This window comes from Pseudoalteromonas phenolica (genome assembly GCF_044788725.1).
Classification (GTDB): Bacteria; Pseudomonadota; Gammaproteobacteria; order Enterobacterales; family Alteromonadaceae; genus Pseudoalteromonas; species Pseudoalteromonas phenolica_C.
The window spans coordinates 2949774-2970304 of record NZ_CP173161.1; the positions used below are offsets into that span (position 1 = coordinate 2949774).

Sequence of the window (20531 nt, forward strand, 5' to 3'; positions counted from 1 at the left end):
ATGCAATATTAACGTATAGTCATCGCCCCCTCAATTTAAAAGACTTAGCCAGTTGATTTTTATTGAATAAATAACACTGTATTTTTATGGAAACTACTTTACGTGCTGTATAACACCTTAAATTACAAGATCGATCCACAAGCTTTAACGATCAAAGCACACAGCGGTGACAGCATCTCTATACGCCCAAAAACTTGCCAGCTGTTAATCTTATTACTCAAAAATGCAGGAAGTCCTGTTAGTAAGCAAACAATTCTAGAGAAGGTTTGGAGTAATTCAGTGGTTGCTGAACAGGTAGTTTTTCAGTCTATTAATGAATTACGCCAGCTGTTTGAAAACGAAGCCGTTATCAAAACCATCCCTAAACAAGGCTATGTTTGGCTCCCTACAGTCACCATAGATAAGCCAACAGCAAAAAAAGCACATAGTTATAATTTGTTATGGCTCATTGTCATTTTTGCATGCTGTGCAGCGCTTTCGGCATACATCTTTAACTTCGCATCAAATAGCTCTGCCACTTCAATGCAGCATACCAAGACAGTTTCAGGTTCAGTCATTATTCTTCCTGTTCAAAATACCATTGAAGGAAATGACCACAACTGGGTCCGCCTTGGAATGATGGACCAAGTAATACAACGTTTGCCAAATAATCAAGAGCATGGCGTACTGCAAACTGACTATGTGCTTGAAGTGCTTGATAGAGCGGGCGCATCGTTAAGTGGTGTCCAAGCACCCCACATAAAACAATTATTTATTGTGTCTGGCGCAGAGATTATTGTTTCTTCAAAGCTCTCTGGTACCCCCCATGATTATCAACTAAGTTATGTTTTACATTTTAAGAATACAGAACAAAAAGGCGCCCTATTTGGCAGAGATATTCAAACCATCATAGATCAATTCAGCGAGCTGGTTGGCGAACATATTGGCACTGAAAAGGTACTTGCCTCCCGTAATTACCATGCTGATTTTAATAATGAAATGCTTGGCGTTGCGATAGATTTAAAACTAGAAGGCCAATATCAAGCAGCTAAGCCTTTACTAGAAAGCATTGTAATTACTGATCCAGACAATCTCACTGCGCAGCGTTTATTAATAAATGTGTTATATGAAGAAAATGATTTAGATGCAGTAAACGAGAGGCTCGCGCTTGTCATCCCGATTGCAGAAAATTTAAACGACAAGTCAGAGCTGACCAGACTTTATTATCTTAGGGCGATATCATATCTGTTAAAAGGTGATAACCGCCTAGCTGAACAGCAAATAAATCAAGCTCTTGATATTGCTAGTAACAATAATGACTGGCTATTTATGGCCTATTCGAAAGACTTACAGGCCCGTATGGCTCAAAAACAAGGGGATTATGAGAGAGCTAAACAGCTTTACCTTGAAGCAAAAGCGCATCATCAAGTCCTAAAATGCCCTGTAGGAGAAAGTAGCGTTTGGGCAAGTTTGGCATTACTCGCAAAAAAACAAAACAAGGTTGAAGAGTTCAACATTGCATTAAACAAAGCCAAGCAAATAGCTAAGAATCGAGCGCTGACAAAGCAGCTTAAATATTTAAACACTCTAAATTATTAATAATAAAATCAATAACCTTAGATAATTTTAGAAAGCTTTAGTGGCTTTTATTGCCTCCCTTAAGTGATAAAGAGGTAATTCAAAAGGAGTCACTATGTCATTTTTTAATGCCCGAGTATTTATCGGCACCCTACTATTTTTAGCCTTCATTGTTATGTTGGTTACCTCTGTATTACTGTACAGCCAACAGCACAGTGCAATTGTTGCGCTTATTCATACTTTAATAGGTGCAGCCATGATTTTGGTCGTCGTATGGCACTTATTTAAAAATTCAAAACCCCTCTTCGCCTATTTAAATCCATTGAAGAAGCATATGGGCAAAGTCAGCTTAGCTATGCCTCTAGCTGTTATATTAATTGGTTACCTATTAGCGTCACCATTTTTCGCTTTGCCACCTGCAATGCAAGTTTACACTTGGGGCCAAACCCTAAAAGCCGCAGATAAAGCAGACCAAGATAAAGAGCTAAAATATGTCGAGCGTGTTATTACTCCAGCAGAAGCCAGCGGACAAACAATTACCTTAGAGTTGAAAAAAGGCCCTTACTTTATGTGGCCACAATATGCGTTTTGGTTAGAAACCTTAGACGGTGAGTTTGTTCAGCCGCTTTATGTCACAGAAAAAATCGCTACCAATAATTTCACCAATAAAGTCTCTAAAGTAAACCCTGACCAAGTATTCGATGCGCATTTACTGATCGGCGAAAATGCAATAGGTAGAGAGGCATTAACAGGAGGTGAAGATAGCGACTCAAAAGATACCCGTATGCGCCCTGAATCTCTGCCAGTTTTTTTACATCAACTAGGTGTGCAAGCCAGTAATGGCTTCTACCTACCAACCGATAATAAACTGGTTGTAGACGGTTTTAGTGGCGCAACCATGACAGACAATTTTATCTACTCAATTCAGCTACCGACTACTCTTACTGGCCAATACCGTATTCGTTTTGAGATAAACCATTCATTTGATTACAACACTTACTACAGTAGTGACCGATTCCCTGACGATCCCGTCTACTCAGGCGACGGCTATACCGCTCAACCTTCACTTATATATCAAGCTATCGTCGATTTTGAGCAGCCAAGTAAACTACAGCAAATGCAGCTTATCGGTCACGGTCACCATTCAGGCAAAGATGGCGATGTTCGTACTGATCTCAGTAACTTCACCACCGCACTAGAGCTAGTTGACAGGATCTTAGTCACTCATTCCCTATAACAGAAAAGCGCAGCCAACTGGCTGCGCTTTCGTTTTAAATGAAGCTTGATTAATTGAAGCGCCCATCAAATAAGCGCTAAGTAACTTGTTCCTAAAAAAATTACTGCTGTGCTTTTAAAGCGCGCATATCAGTAATCAATTCATCGAGCTTTTTAAATTGTCTGCCGTAAATGATGTCTAAGTCTAAACGATACAAAGCTTCTGAATACCTCACAATCACCAAAAACAGTGCTGTGATAACCGCCCAAACATAACCTGGAATATCTAACAATACATACTCTGTCGGATAATGCTTCAAAAGCAAAGCCATCACTTTACCACCCGCATTACTCGCTAGCCCTTGTGTCACCATACCGATATAAAATAACGGATAAAAAAATCGGTAGTATTTCGAATATGTATCCATTGAGTTTTTAAGCCAAGTATCAAAGCTTTCTAAATACTCTAGGCTGCTCTGCCCTTTCGATAAGTTATGTGACTTAGTGAGCTCTTTTCTCGCTATCAGCACAAGCGGTGCTAGCAATACACAGATATACACGCCTAACCAAGGCGCGCCAATTAAACTCATTACCACCAGCATGACTAAAGCACCAATCACAATGGCTTTAATATTCACTGCAAACATCTTTTGCAGTTTATCTACGATATTTTGCGACTTTCTATTGTATAAGTCGTTCACTTTTGGTGCTGATAGCTCACCTTCACTCACAAAACCTTGTTTCCACATTGCTTCAATAGACTTACTCATGTGTTCACTCCTGCGCTTGTTTAATCTTTCTTTAATACGCGTAATGCGTACGCCAATACTGTTTGTATTTGCACCAATAATTTCGCCAATCTCAACGTAAGATTTCTCTTCTAAATAAAGCAAGATCACTGCTCTATCTATCTCTGACAAATGCTTAATTGCGTTATAAAGCAGGTTAATTTCATCAGAGCAAAATGCCTTGGCATCGTCATGAACTTCATCTGGTAAAGCATCAGACACAAACTGCTGACCTTTTTTGCGCTTTTTTAAATGGGTCAAACAAACATTTAAAGCCACCTTATAAATCCATGTTGACCATTTAGACTCAGCATTAAAATTGTCTCTACTTCGCCAAATTTGCAGGCACACCTCTTGGTAGTAATCTTCAAAATCTTCTTGGCTATGGGTATATGCCCGACAAATTTTGATAATGATCCCCGCATAAGGCAGTATTGATTGCTGATAAAAATCGCTTCCCATTCACCTCGTTCCATTTTGTATTTTTCTAGTTAGTAGATATCTGATGGAATTTATTACAGCTTATGGGAATTTTTTTTTCGAAGAAAAGGTTTTGTTGAACTAAGAAGTCGCCAAGCCACTAAATCTAAAAGATGGCTTGGCTATAACAGGGCTAGAGTGATAATAATGTGGGTGAATTGGTCTGCGTTTGCTGTAAGCGTTGTTTGTAATCTTTTAATTCAGGAAAACGCTCAGCTAAGTCGAAGCTCAACATTCTATCCCACCCTAATATCACCGCGAGATAATAATCAGCCAGCGTTGGTAAGCTGCCCGCTAAAAATGGTTGTTTCTGAAGCTGCTGCTCAATCAACTCGAATAATTTTACTAATTCCTCTTCGGCATTGGCTTTTACCACCTCATGCTCATTGGCAAAACGCTCTGGCTGGAATACACGAGAAAAATGCCCATGTACCGTTGATGCAACAAAGTTTAACCATTTTAGCGCGTTAGCGCCCTCAGTCGTTGCTAAGTCTGGCATCAAATTAGCCTCAGGATGCTTTTGCGATAGATGAATTAAGATGGCTTCACCTTGGGTTAAAATGTGCTCATCGGTTTTTAACACTGGCACTTTACCAAGTGGATTCACTGCTAAAAACTGTTCACTAAATTGTTCATTCTGAAACAGGTCGATAATTTCAACATTATGCTCTACACCAATAATTTCTAAAGTAATTAACACGGCTGTAGAACACGTAATTGGACAATGATAAAGGGTATACATAATTCTTCCTTTTAATAAGTCGCTTAGCTTTAGGTTAATTTAGGATTAATTTACGACTTTTTTTGAGGAAAAAAATTACTACTTCTTGCATATCTTTTGTGCAAAAATGCACAGATGAACTTAGATGATGATTATCAATATATTCTTGCACTGGCTACTCATGGCAGCTTGTCGGCCGCGGCTAAACAGCTCAATGTGACGCACACAACGGTTGCCAGAAGAATTCAAGCATTTGAAACTCGATATAGTGTGAGATTATTCGAACGTGTATCTAAAGGTTTTCAATTAACCCAAGTAGGTCACAGTATCTTGCCTGATATTGAGAACCTAAAAAATCTTCAGTTGCATATCGAACGTCGTTTAGTGGGTCACGATCAAAGTTTAACGGGCGAAATCAATTTGGCATTAACGCCAGAGCTCGCGAACGACTATGTTGTGCCAATACTTCCAGCGTTTTATAAGCAATTTCCCAACCTACAATTAAACCTCATGATGAGCATAAATCATAAAGATCTATATGCTAGAGAGGCAGATATTGCACTACGATTTACACCAGAACCAACTCAAGCAAATTTAATTGGTAAAAGGCTATTTGCATCCAATTGGGGAGTTTATGCGTCAGAACAATATTGGCAACACAACAAAAATATAACTACACAAAAACTGTTACTATGGCATTTAGAGTCAGATAAAAACTGGTATCAAGACGTTTTTGCTAAAACCCAAGTTATTGCAAAATTTGATAACCTTGCAGCGCTTATCAATGCAGTTAAAGTCGGTGTTGGTATCGCTAAACTACCATGTGGTTTAGTCGACCAACCCCATTTGAGTTCAATTAGGCGTTTAGATATTCCATTAGCCCCCTCTATTTGGTCATTATGGCTGCTCTATCATTTTGACCTAAAAAATACAGCTAAAATTAATGCCGTAAAAACATTTTTACTTGAACATTTAAAACCATTAGAAACGCGATTTTCTGGGCAAACAAGCCAATATTTTTAAAAAAGATTGGCTTATCAAAACGAGCTTTATTTGAATATACACAAAACTAATCAAGCACTTTCTTGCCAGAGCCAAAATTTAGGCAATACTTATACTTACCTTTGTGCTGACAAGTTCAGAAGATGAATCAAGCATTTAAAATAATTCTTAGTATATTGCTGTCCTTACTCTCCCTTTCTGGTTGCCAATCAGAACCAACACAGCCATTAAGAATAGCTTTGAACCCTTGGCCCGGGTATGAAATGCTTTTCCTCGCAAAGCAAAAAGGTTTTTTTGAGCAGGTAGGACTAGATGTCGAACTTGTCAGAGTATCTTCTTTAGCTGATACACAAAGAGCTTATCTTAATGGTAGGGTAGATGGATTAACGAGCACATTAATTGAAGCAATTCAAATCCAAGCTTTTTCAATTAAGCCACTCAAAGTAGTTCTAGTTACTGATTTTTCTCTGGGAGGCGATGTCATTATCGCCAATAAAACAATCAAAAGCGTTGCAGACTTAAAGGGCAAAAATGTTGGTGCCCCAGTCTCGTCCTTGGGGATCTATGTGCTACAACGAGGATTACAGAGTGCTTCGCTAAGTTTAGAGGATATCAAAGTCATTAATGTCGAGCAGACATCGGGCGTTAAAGAAATGAACAATCAAAGAGTCTCTGCTTTTGTCACCTACCCGCCCGTTTCTGTTGAGCTTCTCAAGAACCCAAATCACCATATTATTTTTGACAGTGCGCAAATACCAAAAGAAATTGTCGATGTGATTAGTATTTCAGACACTTACTTAAACCAGTACCCTGCGACACAAACAAAACTATGGCAGGCTTGGCAAAAAGCATATTTATACCTAGAGCAAAACCCTGATGACGCGAAGGCGATAATGGCTGAGCAATTAGGCTTAAGTAATGAGGAGTTTTCAGAAACTCTGTCTTCGCTTCAACTAATGTCGGGTGAACAGCAATCAAATACTATTGAGGATCCATTTTTACGCTCTGTTGCTAAGCAAATCTGTAACACTCTATTGCAAATTAACTCGATAGATAAACCCTGTGATTTTGTCTCTCAAATGTTTTACGTGAGCAAATAATTAATGCTTAAACGGTCACTATATTTCAAATCAACTATCCCCTTAGTATTGCTTGGGTTGAGCTCTCTACTGCTATTTACTCGCTTTATCGCTAATGAATACAAGGTACAACATGAAAACTTTACCGTTTCTTTAGTCGATAATGTTATTACCAGCTTGAGCCTTGCAGCCGAAGTGGATGCTTCTAGAGAAAACTTGCAACGGATCCTAGCAGCCCTTTCAAGCAATAATGCTATTAAAAACGTGCTCATTATTACCCCCGAAACACTAGAGGTGGTTGCCTCTAAAAAGCTCTTTATTAAAGAAAAAAATGCTTTTGATTCAATACAAAAAAAAGAACTCAATGCACTTCTAAATGCCAAGCAACAACTCAGTGAAAAAGTTAAACATTTATACGAGCACGATGGAAACTGGTATGCAATTTCATGGCTATACCTAGTTGACCCTAAATTAAAACGACTTAGGGCCTACTATTTATGGGTGCATATAGACACGACCAAATATGAGCAACAGCTCGCTAACCAGCTTTTAAGGTTTACACTACAATTTTTAGTCGTCATTACAGCCATTGCCGCTTTTTCATTTTGGTTGCTTAATTACTTTGTGATCAAACCATTATCCTTAATGGGGCAAACAATTCGCGAAGGGCTCCCTATATCTCAAGATTTAATTAATCGGCAATCTGGTGATGTAATTTCAAAGTTAGCCAGTTCATACAATAAGGCCATCTTACAAGCCAGCGAGCGCGCTGATCAGCTAAAAAAAACAAGACATTATATTGACGGCATTACACAACATGTACCTGTGCTACTTACCTATGTCGATGACCAGAAAAAATATCGATTTGCTAACCGACTATACTGCCAATTATTTAACTTAACTGAGCAAGAAATAGTTGGGAAAACAATTAAATCTGTACTGCCTGTTGAAATTTATAACAAAATTCAAAGCCACCTTCATCAGGCACTTAATGGTGAAATGGTGGTGTTTGAAATTGACCTTGAGTTACAAAAGCAAAGAAAATACCTGATCACAACATACACGCCAGATCTGACTGATGACGGAAGTGTTGCTGGTGTTTTTGCCTGTATTGAAGATGTAACCAAACTCAAGCAATCCGAAGAGCAAATAGCCAAGTATGCCTCTGATATGGAGTTTAACAATTGGGCGTTAGAAGAAGCTAAAGAGCAAGCTGAAAACGCTTCTAAAGCCAAAGCCGATTTCTTAGCAACTATGAGCCATGAAATTCGCACCCCGATGAATGGGGTACTCGGTATGCTTGATGCGCTTCAACAGACAAACTTAAACACTGAGCAATATCAGCAAGTCGAAATTGCCAACCGTAGCGCACAGTCATTAATGCGTATTATCAATGATATACTCGACTTCTCTAAAATCGAATCGGGAAAATTAGAAATTGATATCAACGAGTTTAACTTAGCAAAACTCATTCAGGAAACAACCACATCTTTCAGTAAACTTGCCTGTGATAAAAACATAGAATTAATCTTAGATATCAACACACTTTCTTCTCCTTATGTGCATTCTGACTCTGTGCGAATAAAACAAATACTGACAAACTTAATTGGCAATGCCGTTAAGTTCACACAAAGTGGGTCTGTCACTGTACATGCTGAATATACGTTTTCTGACGAGCACGCCTCAACCTTACTTAAAATTCAAGTCATCGATACTGGCATTGGAATTTCTGCAGAAAAAAAAGAGCTCATATTTGAACACTTTTCTCAAGCTGACACCTCTACAACTCGTCAGTTCGGTGGTACAGGCTTAGGTTTAAGTATTGTCAAAAAACTGTGTGAATTACTGGGCGGAACTATTAATGTTGAAAGCCAGCCTGAGTTTGGTAGTAAATTCACGGTCACTTTACCCATCTCAATCGCATCAGAAAAAGGGCTCCAAAAATTGAGTGACAACTTTGCACATTTTACCGGTAGTCACTTTCATTTTATTAATTGCCACCCTCGCTTTGTGGCCGCCAGTAAGGAGCAACTCGAAAAACTAGACGTTGCTGTGCACAGTCACAAAGAATTTGATGCCTTGCAAAGGTATATTGATGACATTAGCTTAGCTAACCAAGCACATTACTTTATTTTTGATTGGCAAAAGCAAAATATCGCTCAGCAAAAATCTTTTATCGCGCAACATGCAACTCAGTGTGTTGTGTTATTGCCATTTAATGTTTCGATTGAAGACGCATTTCATAGCATTGATGACAAACCTAAATTTTGTAAAAAACCAGCAACCTTATCTGAAGTGTTTGCAGCGCTTAATCATCAAGATAAAGCACTACAACCTAAAATTGAACTGGGCGAAATCAGCAAAGCGACCATTTTACTTGAAAGAGTCTTAATCGTTGAAGATATGCCAATCAACCAAATTGTCGTTACGCAAATGCTAAAAGACGTTATTAAAGAAATCGAATTTGCAGATAATGGCCTACAGGCACTGAATAAGCTGCAAGCCCAACCGCCAGAATATTACCAATTAATATTAATGGATTGCCAAATGCCTGTTATGGATGGGTATGAAGCCACAAGGAGGATCAGAAAACGAGAAGCTGGTGAACACATTCAACATATTCCAATCATTGCTATGACAGCCAATGCCATGAATGGTGATAAAGAAAAGTGTTTAGAAGCAGGTATGGATGACTATATAAGCAAACCCTTGATTAAAGATAAATTACTTGAAGTTTTAGAGCGTTTTTCAAGCTAGCCTTTTATTGTGATGACACTTTATACTGGTTACTATAGAGCTCTATTTTAAGTTGCTTCAGACAACTAGGATGTACTTTTGCTAAACATGACGTTTACCCGCTTGCCTTTTCTGCTCTTATTTTTAACCATTGCCTGCTACATTTGGTTTTATACATCACCTACTTTTTTAAATGAATACGGTACTTATCAGCCTGAGTGGCCATTGCTGGTTGATGCACTCATTACCATTCCACTCGTTTGCTATTTAAGTATAAAAGACAAAAAGCAAGCTTCAATTAAAGCAATAGCCTACTGCGCATTGATCATTTTATTTGGCGCTTACTTCATACCCGCTCAGCAAAAATTTATTTGGCATTATTTAGAGCAAGCGCGTTATCTGGTATTAGCCTTAGTCCTCTTCGTTGAACTTATTGTGATTGCATCTGTGATAGCTGCAATTAAAACGAATTTAAATACTCACGCTGACCCTGATGAGAGCCTGATAACCCCTTTAAAACGCTGGTTAAAGTCAGGACCTGTATTGAATTTAATGCAATTTGATATGCGAATGTGGGTGTTTTGCTTATTCGCCCATAAAATAAAAAGTGAAAACTATATTGGCGATCAACACTTTTGGTATGCCAACAAAGATGACGCGAAAGGCAATGCACTTGGGTTTATCTTTTTGATGGTATTCGAGATCCCCATTGCACACTTGGTTCTGCATTTTGCTTGGTCACCCTTGGCTGCCAATGTTATCTCTTTATTATCAATTTTTGGATTGGTACTGTTTATTGGCGAGTATCGCGCTATGTCACGCCGTCCAATTTCACTCACGCACACGCACTTGATCGTTAGATACGGTTTATATAATCCGCTTTATATTGTGCTAGACAATATTCAAAGCGTATCGCCACATCATGAATTTGTTCCAAGAAGCAACGAAGTTAACCGGTATAATTTCTCAGGCGTGCCCAATATCGAGATAAAGCTAAGAAGCCCAATTGGTGGAAAATCTAAGATTTATCTAGGGGTAGATAGTCCATCAATGCTGTTAAACAGCCTTTGCAAAGGCACCAATAACAAAAATTAAAATCAACCAGAGACAAATATGCCAAAAATTAAATTTATTCCCTATCAACTAGTTCCTGCCAGCTTTAACCCTTGGCGAGAAATATTTTTAGACGTTGCACAAGCGGTTATTGCAGAATTAGCTCACCCTGATTTTGAGTTTTTACACTTTGGGTCTAGCTCTTTCAAAGTTGCGGGCAAAGGCATTATTGATATCTCTATCTTATACAAATCAGGTGAACTGACTGAAGCGGTTGAGCATTTAAAAAATACTGGATTTAGCGACCAACACAGTAATAAGCCGTTTCCTGAAAGTCGCCCTCGCAAAGACATTGCTGTGAGATTTAAAGGAGAAACCTTTCAAGTTCATGCACATGTCATTGAATTAGGCAGCGAAGAGCATTTAAAGCAGATTAATTTTAAAACGCACATGCTTAATAACCCCGATGCTCGTGCCAAATACGAAGCAACTAAACAACAGGTTATTGCCGAAGGGCAAACTGTACAAGATGACTACGGCAAGGCAAAATCCCCTTTTGTAAAAGGTGTTTTGAAGGAGATAACAAAACCAGTATAAATACCTTAAACTTTTCCTAGCAGAGCTATCGTCTTCACCTCTAAGGAAAACTCACCGACTTGCTTTTCACTGATCATAAAGCCAAGAGATCTGACATCATCAAAGTTGAGTTGATAGTTAGAATGAAAAATACGACCACGGTACATGAGCGTAAAGTCATCTTCTGTGACAACAAGTGTTTGTGTTTTATTTACTGAGGTTTGAAATTTATAAACAAAGGCTGGGCCGTCAAGGTATTGGTCAACTCTTAGCCTAAGCTGGTACTGCTTTCCATCGCCTTTTACAACAACACTTAACTGTTCAGCGTTCTTATTTTCTAAATTAAATGGCGCACGAACAGAAGCAAAACCGCCATTATTGCGCAAAGACACATCGCCTTTAAATTCTACAGAGTGTGCTCCAACAACTAAACGACTTTCAGAAAGGCCACCCATGACGGTGTCATTAACTACAAACCAATCAAGTAAAGTCAATTTAGTTTCTGCCAATACTGAAGACGACGCCATTAAAATTACTCCAAACAACACAGGTCTAAAACACATAACAATTCGCACTTTATTGAATATAAATTTCAGTACGACCTAAGTAAGCATTCAGATTGCATTTACATATCAAACACACAGACTCCCCCCTAACCCGTTATGTTTGCTTACATTAAAACCATAGAGTGTTTTGCTAAACCTGCTAAAATCTCGCAAAAAAGATAATAAGGAAATCTAATGAAGAAGTTAGCATTACTCCTCTCTTTAGCGACATTAGCAGGCTGCTCTGTCAGCAACCAGGTTGAAACCCTCATTCCAGAAAACGCAGTAGTCAAAAACAAGACCACAGAAGGCTATACCGACCGTTTCAAGAATATTTACGATGACTTTAAAGAGTATCCTGTCACTTGTTCTGAAAATTGCTACCCGCCGAGCCCAGTGATTGAATGCAGTGCTGAGATGCAAAATTGCGCTTTCACTGGCAGCAATCCCACAATAGCTATTAATGCTGGCTTCTCAGTACAGTGGCTCGGTCATGCCAGCTTCAAAATTAACACATCAAATGGTCAGCAGTTTTTGTTCGATCCGGTTTCTGATGACTTTGACTGGCCCGTCAATTGGGCGTTTAGCCTAGTTTCTGATATCAATCGCACACCCAATGCAACACTCACTCAAAGTGAACTAAATGAAACTGACGCCATCATGTATTCGCATATTCATTATGATCATTTTAAAAAAGACGACCTCTCACACATAGGTCAAAATAGTGAATTTTTAACGCCGCTAGGTTTTGCAGATCACTTTCCGAATGACGGTTATAAAATCACTGAAATGGCTTGGTATTCGAGTAAACAAGTGGGTGAAGTGAATATTCACTTTGTTCCGGCTAATCATTTCAGTAGTCGTATCATGGTACCTTTTATTCATGAAGATCACGATGCCACACTCTGGGGCGGTTGGGTGTTAGAGCACCAAGGTAAGAAGTTATTTTTTGCCGGAGATACTGGTTACTCACCGCACTTCAAAGACATTGCCAATAAATATGGGGATATGGACGTGTGCTTAATTCCTATTGCCTCTTACCATAGTGAAGAGCACCCTAAATGGTATCGAAAAGTGCACACCACACCAGAAGATGCGCTTATCGCGGCAGCCGACTTAAATTGTAAAGTGATGATCCCATGGGGCTATGGTAATTCTTCATGGCAAATGGGTGATAAAACATCGCACTCGGCACTATTTCGTCTAATGCACATGTATAACAAGATGAATTCAAATATCCCGCTGCATGTGTTGAATGAAGGTGAGTCAGTTAAGTTATAAAACAAGAAAAGCCCAAGTAAATTAGCTTGGGCTTTCTATTTTCTTACATTCTTTTATGCAAACGCTCTGCGAGTCAAACTAATCAAGTAAGTTGTCTTCTAAACGCTCTAGTAATTCAGCCTCACTGGTTTTACGAGTCACAATGGTGCTTGCCGATTGAATATGTAACTTGCGTAAAATCGCTTGTGTCGCAGTCTTATTTGCTTGCTCTAAACGCTCAGCCAATAAATGGGCTTTGGCTTGGTTATAATTTGGTGCGTGCACAATAAACTGCCCGGTATGCCAAGCAATAATCAACTGATCATCTTCAAGTTCTTGATTCAATAGGTACAGTAATTCAATTACGATATGCTCTACTGTGATAAAGCCCAGTTTATTGCGAATTTCATCAAGCCCAAATACCGATATTAGAATAAAACCATGTTGTGGTTTATCTTCCTGCGCAATCTGCTCAAGCACCGCAAAAAGGGCTCGACGGTTAGCGATATGTGTAACGGGCTCAGTCAAAGACTGCTCTTCAAGATACTTACTTAAAAGTTTTATATCATGCCAACGACGATAACTGAAATAGGCAAAGGCCAATACCCCAAAAAGCAAAGTAGGGACTATCTCATCTAGTTCATAGTGCTCGTATTGCCTTGAATACTGGTAAATCCACTCCAAAAAATCAAACTGGTGGGAAATGATAAAACCAAGCAATACCACTATGAGTACTACAACAACATCAAATTTAGCCCTACGGCGCAGGTTTGCTTTTAATTCACTCAACAATACTTGTATTCTTTTTACCTACTTTAACTACAAGAAATTGTAACATAGAGTGATTTTTTTCTTTTAGTCAAAAATAATCTAATCACTATAGATTTAAACTAAATAATGAAACTCATATTTTCGAAACTAATTATGCAATTTTGTTTAGTAAAAACTTGAGTAGATAGATGCATTTAGAAGATAAGAAGCGAAATAATTTAGCACCCTAAATAATCTCGCTTTGTTTAAAAGTGCACTTTTTCATTCAAATTTAAGTTCTTAGCCTACTAATGCATTAAAAGACGCTGCATTTTTTTGCCAAGCTCAACATGCGTATGCAAACCATTAAACTGCTTAGTCAAAGCTTCAGGCCCTAGAACAAACACACCTACTGGCGTATGCGTGTGTGTGCCCGTTGACCAGACGATATTTTGTTTACTCGACAATGCCCTGCCAATTAAGTTGAGTGGGCGCTCAGTCAAATAGACATAAAACGGTGCAAAGTCATTTATTTTACTGGCTGTTTTCAAGCCCAGCGACTTATGTCCTCGCTGGTAAAATGCGTTCTTTTGCTCAGCTAAAATTTGCTTTGCATCATCAAGGTTGATCGCAAACTCGAGGTATTTATTAACCGTTTTTACAAGTTTTTCTGGAGTAGGTTTAAACGCGTTGCCTTTGGCTTCATACCAAATATCGCCATAGCTTTTTTGCTGAGCATATAACTTATCTAAAATACTCAACTCGCCGAAATTAAAGTTTGGCTTATAAACATCCTTTTTATGATTATTTAGCTGCTCGGCTTTTGGTAAGTCTGCACCGCTATAACTAAAACCAAAGCCACCCGTTTCGTGATCTGCGGTGACGATGACTAAAGTGTCGTCTCGGTCTTTTGCCCACTCCAATACAGCATTGACGGCATTATCGAATTTGATCATTTCGTGCAATAACGTGCCCGCATCATTATTATGCCCAGCCCAATCAATCTGACCACCTTCAACCATTAAGAAAAACCCTTTGTCGTTTTTCGACAAAGTATTGATGGCGGTTTGTGTCATATCACTCAAACTTGGTTGATTGCTTACGCCACCATAAGAGGTATCCACACCATTGGCCATCGCACTATTGGCAAATAGCCCCAGCTGTCTTGTGCCTTGCGCTTGCTGTAATTGCGATTTATTAAACACAAGTTCATAGCCTTTACTGCTTGCTTCAGCCAATAAGTTTTTATCGTCTCGACGTTTTGATTTCAGCGAAACCGTACTGGCTTTTAAATTTGCTTCAAAGCCCTTGGGGTGTTCAGGCATGGCATAATCTTTTGGCACAAAATGACGTAAGCCGCCTGATAACATGACATCAACGACCCCAGATTGGATCATCTGCTCGGCAATCTCATTTTCCATTGAACGGTGAATAAGGTGTGCCGCGAATGCTGCAGGAGTTGCATGGGTTAAACGGGTATCAGATACCAGCCCTGTCGATTTACCCAGTCCTTTGGCTTTTTCTAAAATCGTTGGCACTTTATGACCCGCACGATTTAGGCCTATCATTTCACTGCCCGCAGCAACGCCTGTTGCCAACTGGGTGGCTGAGCAAGCAGAATCAACCACCAGTTTATCTGCTGGCCCATGCAGTGACAGCCCAGTGACGCCTAGGTTTGCCAACTTAGCAATGGCGCTATTGTCACCTTGGTAAATAGAGTTCGGTGCACGAGTCGCATACTCTTCTAACAACCCCACTTGTTGCGGACCCATACCATCGCCAATCATCAAGATAATATTTTTAATTTTTGACGGAGTATTTATTTCTTGCTGAGCTGTATTTTCTGAGATTTTTAGTATCGAGCATGCAGATAAACTCGAGATGAATATAAAGGCACAGCTCAGTGCCCAAACTGGTTTTCTAACTAACATATCACCGTTTTCCTTGGTGTTATTTAAACTGTAACGCTGACAGCGGCATGCTTTGTTTGTGAGTCACATCGCCGTTGATATCTTTTAACCCAAACTCAATATTTGGATCAGCTTGCTGCCAATCAATTTCAATAAAACCATAATTCACATCCGACGTTGACTCGCCCACTCTGTGCTTATTGGGGCTCACATCTTTCCATTTTTGTGTAAGCCCCGAGCTGGTTACTTCCCATAGTGGATAGTTTTGTTTAGCTTGGTACTTTGACAACTCCCCCCAGTGAGTATCGCCACTTATCATGATCACCCCACCAATTTTATGCTTTTCAATAAAGTCGAATAGTCGCTGTCTGTCTGCCGGAAAATTCGCCCAACTTTCCCAGCCCGTAAAGTCAGGAATAAGCTGAAGGCTTGAAGCAATCACTTTCACTTTCGCAGGCTTTAATAACTCTTGCTCAAGCCATTGCCACTGTTCTTCGCCCAGCATAGAAGTGTTATCATCAGCAGGACGATACGGCCCGACATTGTTAAAGAAGCTATTTAACCAATAACGAAATTCGCCAATTGAACTGAGTGCAGGACGATTCCAGCGCAGGTCTGGCATGATCACCTGTACACGCTGTGATTCTTCACCATACATATACGACGTATAAATACCTGAGTCTCTGGTTCGGCGCGGGCTGTCTTTCGGCTCTTGCCAAAAATCTAGCATGATTTTTCGAGACGCTTCTTTAAACGGATACTCTTTACCCGCATCGTTTTCACCGTAATCATGGTCATCCCACATGGCAATCACAGGCGTATTTGCGCGTAGCTGAGCAAACCCCGGTTTAATACCCAACTTATGGTACTTTGATTTAAGCACCGTCATGTTTTCAGTATCACCGTAAACGTTGTCGCCTAAAAACACGAATAAGTCAGCTTGCTCTTTGTTGATGGCATCGAAGATCGGAATATCTTTATCTTGGTGGCTGCAAGAGCCAAATAAGATTTTATCGACCTGTGAATTAGCCATCACATTAGCCGAAAAGCCGCTCAATGCCACTAAGGCGGTTGCTAGTGTTTGTTTTAAATTCATAGCTTGATGATCTCTTTAATTGCTTTGCCTGCTTGCGGATTAAACTGTTGTGGGTTTTCTCCCAAGATGGTCAATGCCGTTGCCGCAATTTGATCTTGTTTGAATTCTTTATGTGCTTTTAACTCGCCAAGTGGTTTGATGTCGGGCCCTATCGCTGCCATCCAAATTTCATCAGCGCCAATAATACCTTGCTGAAAATGACTGAGCTTTTTCATATAGCCCGACACCGCTTTTTTAGAAGCATGATGTTGCCAATCATCGGCGTTATAGCCACGGCCATGATCTGTCACTATCAGTAAAGTGGTGTTGTTTCTATAGCCCGGTGTCGACTGAATGGTGTGCCATAAATCTTCAAGATAGGCATCGGTTCGTTTGGTGGCGTGTAAATACCTGTCGTAATGGCCTTCATGGGCAAAGTCATCGGTTTCTCCCAACGAAATCACCATGGCTTTTGGCTGAATATGGGTTAAATAGTCCTTAGCGAAGCGATAAGTGAAGCTATCTGTTCTGACGTTTTGCCAAGGGCTTGGCGTTTGCGCCTGAAGTTCGTTTAACAGTGCCATCTCAGCTGATTGCGGTTGAATATGATAACTATCGAATGTGGCGTTGACATATAAGCCACTGCGTTGCTCATTGAAAATATACGGAAATGCATCCCAACTGCCAAACGCCGCAAGTTTATGAGCGTATGCTGGCTTGTTATTTAGCCACTCCAAAAAGGTCACATTTTTATTGTTCTCAAGGGCATTGCTATCAATTTCTGGATCAGCCTGACCTGTGAGTATTTCGTTATACCCCGGATATGAAAAGTACCAATCATTGGCAACCGACATTTTAGAACCCAATTCTCGGTTACCCACAACAACGCCTTGTTTGGCAATGGTTTGCCATAAAAACGGCATCAGTTTTTCGCGGCGAGTTTGCGCATTATCATCCCAAAAGGTCTGCTTTAATTGCTCCGGATTTTTTACAAAGTCTTTATGCTCAATCAACTTGCTATCCGCGCCCGAAAACACTTCTTGCCAACGTAGCCCATCAATCGTGACGACCACCACATTACTGACCGCATAGGTTACAGATGAACACAGCGTTGCCGCGGCTAAAATCAGTTTTTTCATTGTCTACTCGCATGGTTTAAGCAAAAAGAGCCTTTATCGCATTCAAAATGAAATAAGGCTCTGTGTTAACTAATTAACTCAAACATTTGGTATTTAATCTTGATAGATAGTAGATCCCTTAACCAAAGTTCAGGTTCTTAAAAAACTGAGTAGCACGTCCTGTACTACTCAATTTGGAGATTAAAAGCGTGTTTGGAAGTTCAGCGCTGCTGTACGTGGTGCGCCGATCCAGCCACCCCAACCACCGGCTACGCCACCCATGTAGCTCTTATCGAATAGGTTATTGACCGTAAAGCGGATTGATGCACCTTTTAGGGCACTGCCGAAGTTTTCTAAATCAACACCTATATATAAGTCACTCACCGCGTAAGCATCGATGCGCTGAGTATTGGCTGAATCCATCCAGCGCTCACCTAGCCATTTTGTCGAAATACCCGCTGAGTAAGCTTCTGATTGCCAATCAAGCGATAACACAGCCATGTCTTCTACTGAACCGAATACTGTATTACCCGCTGCAATACCTACTGTACCATCGGTATATTCTGAGCTGTTGCTGGTATATGACATATACACAGATAGCTCTTGGCTTGGGTAGTAAGTTAATGAGGCTTCTACACCCGATGACTCGATACCACCGGTATTGATATAGCTGCCGTTTGTGCCAACCAGGTAGTCATTGCCAGAGTCAGAGCCCGGCGCAATGAAGGTTAAGCGGTTTTGGAAGTCGATGCTGTACAAAGTAATGCTGGCGTTGAAGTCTTGATTGTCGTAACGCACACCAAAGTCCATGTTTTCAGCCGTTTCAGCTTCAACGTTATCTAGTGCTGATGCATCTGCTTCTAACACTTGGTCTTTAATCGCCGCAAAGTTTTCAGCATAACCTGCGAATACTTCTAAACCATCAACTGGGGTGTACCACACCGCACCTGCTGACAATAAAACATCTGAATCTGAGTTCACTGCTTTTGTAGTGCCTGTGTAAGTGTCTTTACTATCTAAATCAACAAGGTACTTTTTAAGACCTGCACGTACTGTCACACTTTCCATCTCGAATGAATCTTCAAGATAAAGCATGGTGGTTTCTACAGGGTAAGTGCGGTCGTACTGGATCCAATAAGGTGTATGGTCAAACTCATAGCTGCTCTTAGAGTCAATGATTTTGTGCCAATCACGGTATTCTGAGCGCTCATAGTCTTCATACCAAATACCTGCACGAACCACATTGGTGTTATCGCCGATTTGCTTTTCCCACGTCAGATCTGCGTTAATACCGAATCTATCTTTTTGATAGTGTGTATTGCGGTAAGACCCCACAGGACGTGCGCCGTCTTCATAACAGTTAGGATCGTATTCTGCACCCGCACCACCGTAAGGGAAACCGATTGAGCTTTCACAGCCTGCAATAGGCGTCAGTGACTTACCATCTGCATCAACAAAGTAGATTTTACCTAGCGAGCTACCACCTTGTGCCGTATTGCCCGAAACCAGTTCACTGTGACCTTTAGAGCCATCATTTGTAACATCAACAAGATAAGGCGGTACCCAGTCACCACGGCCTTCGTTTTTATGGAAGTAAGCGTTTGCCGTTACTTCAACTTCACCGATCATGGTATCAACCTCGATATAACCAAATAGGTTTTCACGAAGTGTTGACCAACCTTGACGATACACTTGGTCAATGTAAGGGACACCCGTCCATTCACCTAATAAGCCATCTGATTCTGGGTTTTGTTTAAAGCTCTCTAGTGAAACACGCTGATAGTTATCTTCGTGAACATCGTCGTAAGAAAGGTAAGCGGTAATTTCTAGATTGCTGTCCATGCCTTTTACAAACTTAGCGGCAAAGTGGTCACGTTTGTTTTCTGCGGTGCCTGTGATCCAGTCACTGTTGCTTGAGTTTGAGTAGCTAAACCAGCCATATGTGTCATCTAATACTTCGCCAGTTTCAAGACGCATGTAATACTTTTGCGCATCGAAGTTACCTAATGACAAGCTCGCAATGACCGCCTTTTCTGTGCCAGGGTCAATGGTGGTGAAGTTAAGCGTACCGCCCAGTGCTTCATTTGAGCGAGATGCTACGTCAGCAGTACCTTGAGATACTTCTACAGCCATTAAATTTTCAGTATCAATATAACGGTTTGCTTTAGCACCACCGCCATAGTTAGAGTTACCGTTGGCAATACCGTCAATGGTAATACCTACTTGCTGCTCATCTAAACTTAACTGGAAGCCACGAATTGAGACTGTTGTTGACCAATCATCAGAGCCAAATGTATCACCTTCGTTGATTAAAACACCCGGAAGGTTATCAATCATTGCCATCGCACTGGTCATAGCCGATTGCTGTTTGAACATTTCGTCTGATGTCGCGTTGTTAGCGTATGACACGCTTTTGCCAACAACCGTGATTTCTTCAATTTCTTGGTCTTTTTTTGCTTTGTCATCTTCTGCGTAAACAGGTGCAGATAACGCGCTTGCAACGGCCAGAGCCAGTAAAGATGGTTTTGTGAAGCCAGTAGAGTATAAAGTTTTCATTATGATTCCCGAAAGTAATTGGTACATACCAAAGTAACGAACGGCGAAAATACTATCTGTGTTTTATTACAGGGACTTGACAGAAATATGTATTATTTAAAAAATTGGTA

16 protein-coding genes are annotated in these 20531 nt (G+C 40.2%); 8 read left to right on the forward strand and 8 right to left on the reverse strand.

Going from position 1 to position 20531, the window contains the following annotated elements:
• The first annotated feature begins 102 nt into the window (after positions 1–102).
• Both ACH784_RS13425 and ACH784_RS13430 read left to right on the forward strand, forming a co-directional pair.
• Complete coding sequence (locus ACH784_RS13425; RefSeq protein WP_404390981.1) at positions 103–1578, forward strand: winged helix-turn-helix domain-containing protein; 1476 nt, start codon at positions 103–105, stop codon at positions 1576–1578.
• 94 nt (positions 1579–1672) lie between these two features.
• Positions 1673–2794 carry a DUF4405 domain-containing protein gene (locus tag ACH784_RS13430; RefSeq protein WP_404390983.1) on the forward strand — a complete coding sequence of 374 codons (1122 nt, stop codon included), beginning with the start codon at positions 1673–1675 and terminating at the stop codon, positions 2792–2794.
• Positions 2795–2894: 100 nt separating this feature from the next.
• Here the strand turns inward: ACH784_RS13430 and ACH784_RS13435 are convergent, their stop codons facing one another.
• Together ACH784_RS13435 and ACH784_RS13440 are read right to left on the reverse strand one after the other, a co-directional pair.
• Entirely contained in the window at positions 2895–4022 is a 1128-nt protein-coding gene (locus ACH784_RS13435) for an RNA polymerase sigma factor (protein WP_404390985.1), read from the reverse strand.
• Between the two features lie 151 nt (positions 4023–4173).
• Positions 4174–4782 carry a glutathione S-transferase family protein gene (locus tag ACH784_RS13440; RefSeq protein ID WP_404390987.1) on the reverse strand — a complete coding sequence of 203 codons (609 nt, stop codon included), beginning with the start codon at positions 4780–4782 and terminating at the stop codon, positions 4174–4176.
• A gap of 114 nt (positions 4783–4896) precedes the next feature.
• Here ACH784_RS13440 and ACH784_RS13445 point away from each other — a divergent pair, with 114 nt between their 5' ends.
• The 5 genes from ACH784_RS13445 to ACH784_RS13465 all read left to right on the forward strand — a co-directional run bounded on the left by ACH784_RS13445 (position 4897) and on the right by ACH784_RS13465 (position 11228).
• A complete protein-coding gene (locus ACH784_RS13445; RefSeq protein ID WP_404390989.1) occupies positions 4897–5784 on the forward strand; it encodes a LysR family transcriptional regulator in 888 nt (295 codons plus the stop codon).
• 242 nt (positions 5785–6026) lie between these two features.
• A complete protein-coding gene (locus ACH784_RS13450; RefSeq protein WP_404390991.1) occupies positions 6027–6863 on the forward strand; it encodes an ABC transporter substrate-binding protein in 837 nt (278 codons plus the stop codon).
• Between the two features lie 3 nt (positions 6864–6866).
• A complete protein-coding gene (locus tag ACH784_RS13455) occupies positions 6867–9599 on the forward strand; it encodes an ATP-binding protein (RefSeq protein ID WP_404390993.1) in 2733 nt (910 codons plus the stop codon).
• Between the two features lie 78 nt (positions 9600–9677).
• Positions 9678–10673, forward strand: a complete 996-nt coding sequence (locus tag ACH784_RS13460) for a hypothetical protein (RefSeq protein ID WP_404390995.1) — start codon at positions 9678–9680, stop codon at positions 10671–10673.
• An 18-nt stretch (positions 10674–10691) separates the two neighbouring features.
• A complete protein-coding gene (locus ACH784_RS13465; protein ID WP_404390997.1) occupies positions 10692–11228 on the forward strand; it encodes a GrpB family protein in 537 nt (178 codons plus the stop codon).
• Between the two features lie 5 nt (positions 11229–11233).
• Here the strand turns inward: ACH784_RS13465 and ACH784_RS13470 are convergent, their stop codons facing one another.
• On the reverse strand, positions 11234–11734 hold the full coding sequence (locus tag ACH784_RS13470) for a CIA30 family protein (protein WP_404390999.1): 501 nt from the start codon (positions 11732–11734) through the stop codon (positions 11234–11236).
• A 213-nt stretch (positions 11735–11947) separates the two neighbouring features.
• Here ACH784_RS13470 and ACH784_RS13475 point away from each other — a divergent pair, with 213 nt between their 5' ends.
• Positions 11948–13033 carry an MBL fold metallo-hydrolase gene (locus ACH784_RS13475; RefSeq protein ID WP_404391001.1) on the forward strand — a complete coding sequence of 362 codons (1086 nt, stop codon included), beginning with the start codon at positions 11948–11950 and terminating at the stop codon, positions 13031–13033.
• Between the two features lie 78 nt (positions 13034–13111).
• On the opposite strand, the gene ACH784_RS13480 is transcribed toward ACH784_RS13475, so the two are convergent.
• The 5 genes from ACH784_RS13480 to ACH784_RS13500 all read right to left on the reverse strand — a co-directional run bounded on the left by ACH784_RS13480 (position 13112) and on the right by ACH784_RS13500 (position 20421).
• Positions 13112–13804 carry a diguanylate cyclase domain-containing protein gene (locus ACH784_RS13480; RefSeq protein WP_390447116.1) on the reverse strand — a complete coding sequence of 231 codons (693 nt, stop codon included), beginning with the start codon at positions 13802–13804 and terminating at the stop codon, positions 13112–13114.
• Positions 13805–14070: 266 nt separating this feature from the next.
• Complete coding sequence (locus ACH784_RS13485; RefSeq protein WP_404391003.1) at positions 14071–15693, reverse strand: alkaline phosphatase; 1623 nt, start codon at positions 15691–15693, stop codon at positions 14071–14073.
• 19 nt (positions 15694–15712) lie between these two features.
• Positions 15713–16768: an alkaline phosphatase D family protein gene (locus ACH784_RS13490; RefSeq protein ID WP_404391005.1), complete on the reverse strand. Its 1056-nt coding sequence runs from the start codon at positions 16766–16768 to the stop codon at positions 15713–15715.
• Positions 16765–17886, reverse strand: a complete 1122-nt coding sequence (locus ACH784_RS13495; RefSeq protein WP_404391007.1) for a phosphoglyceromutase — start codon at positions 17884–17886, stop codon at positions 16765–16767. The genes ACH784_RS13490 and ACH784_RS13495 overlap by 4 nt, the downstream gene beginning before the upstream one ends.
• Before the next feature lie 180 nt (positions 17887–18066).
• Entirely contained in the window at positions 18067–20421 is a 2355-nt protein-coding gene (locus ACH784_RS13500) for a TonB-dependent receptor (RefSeq protein ID WP_404391009.1), read from the reverse strand.
• Positions 20422–20531 lie beyond the last annotated feature (110 nt).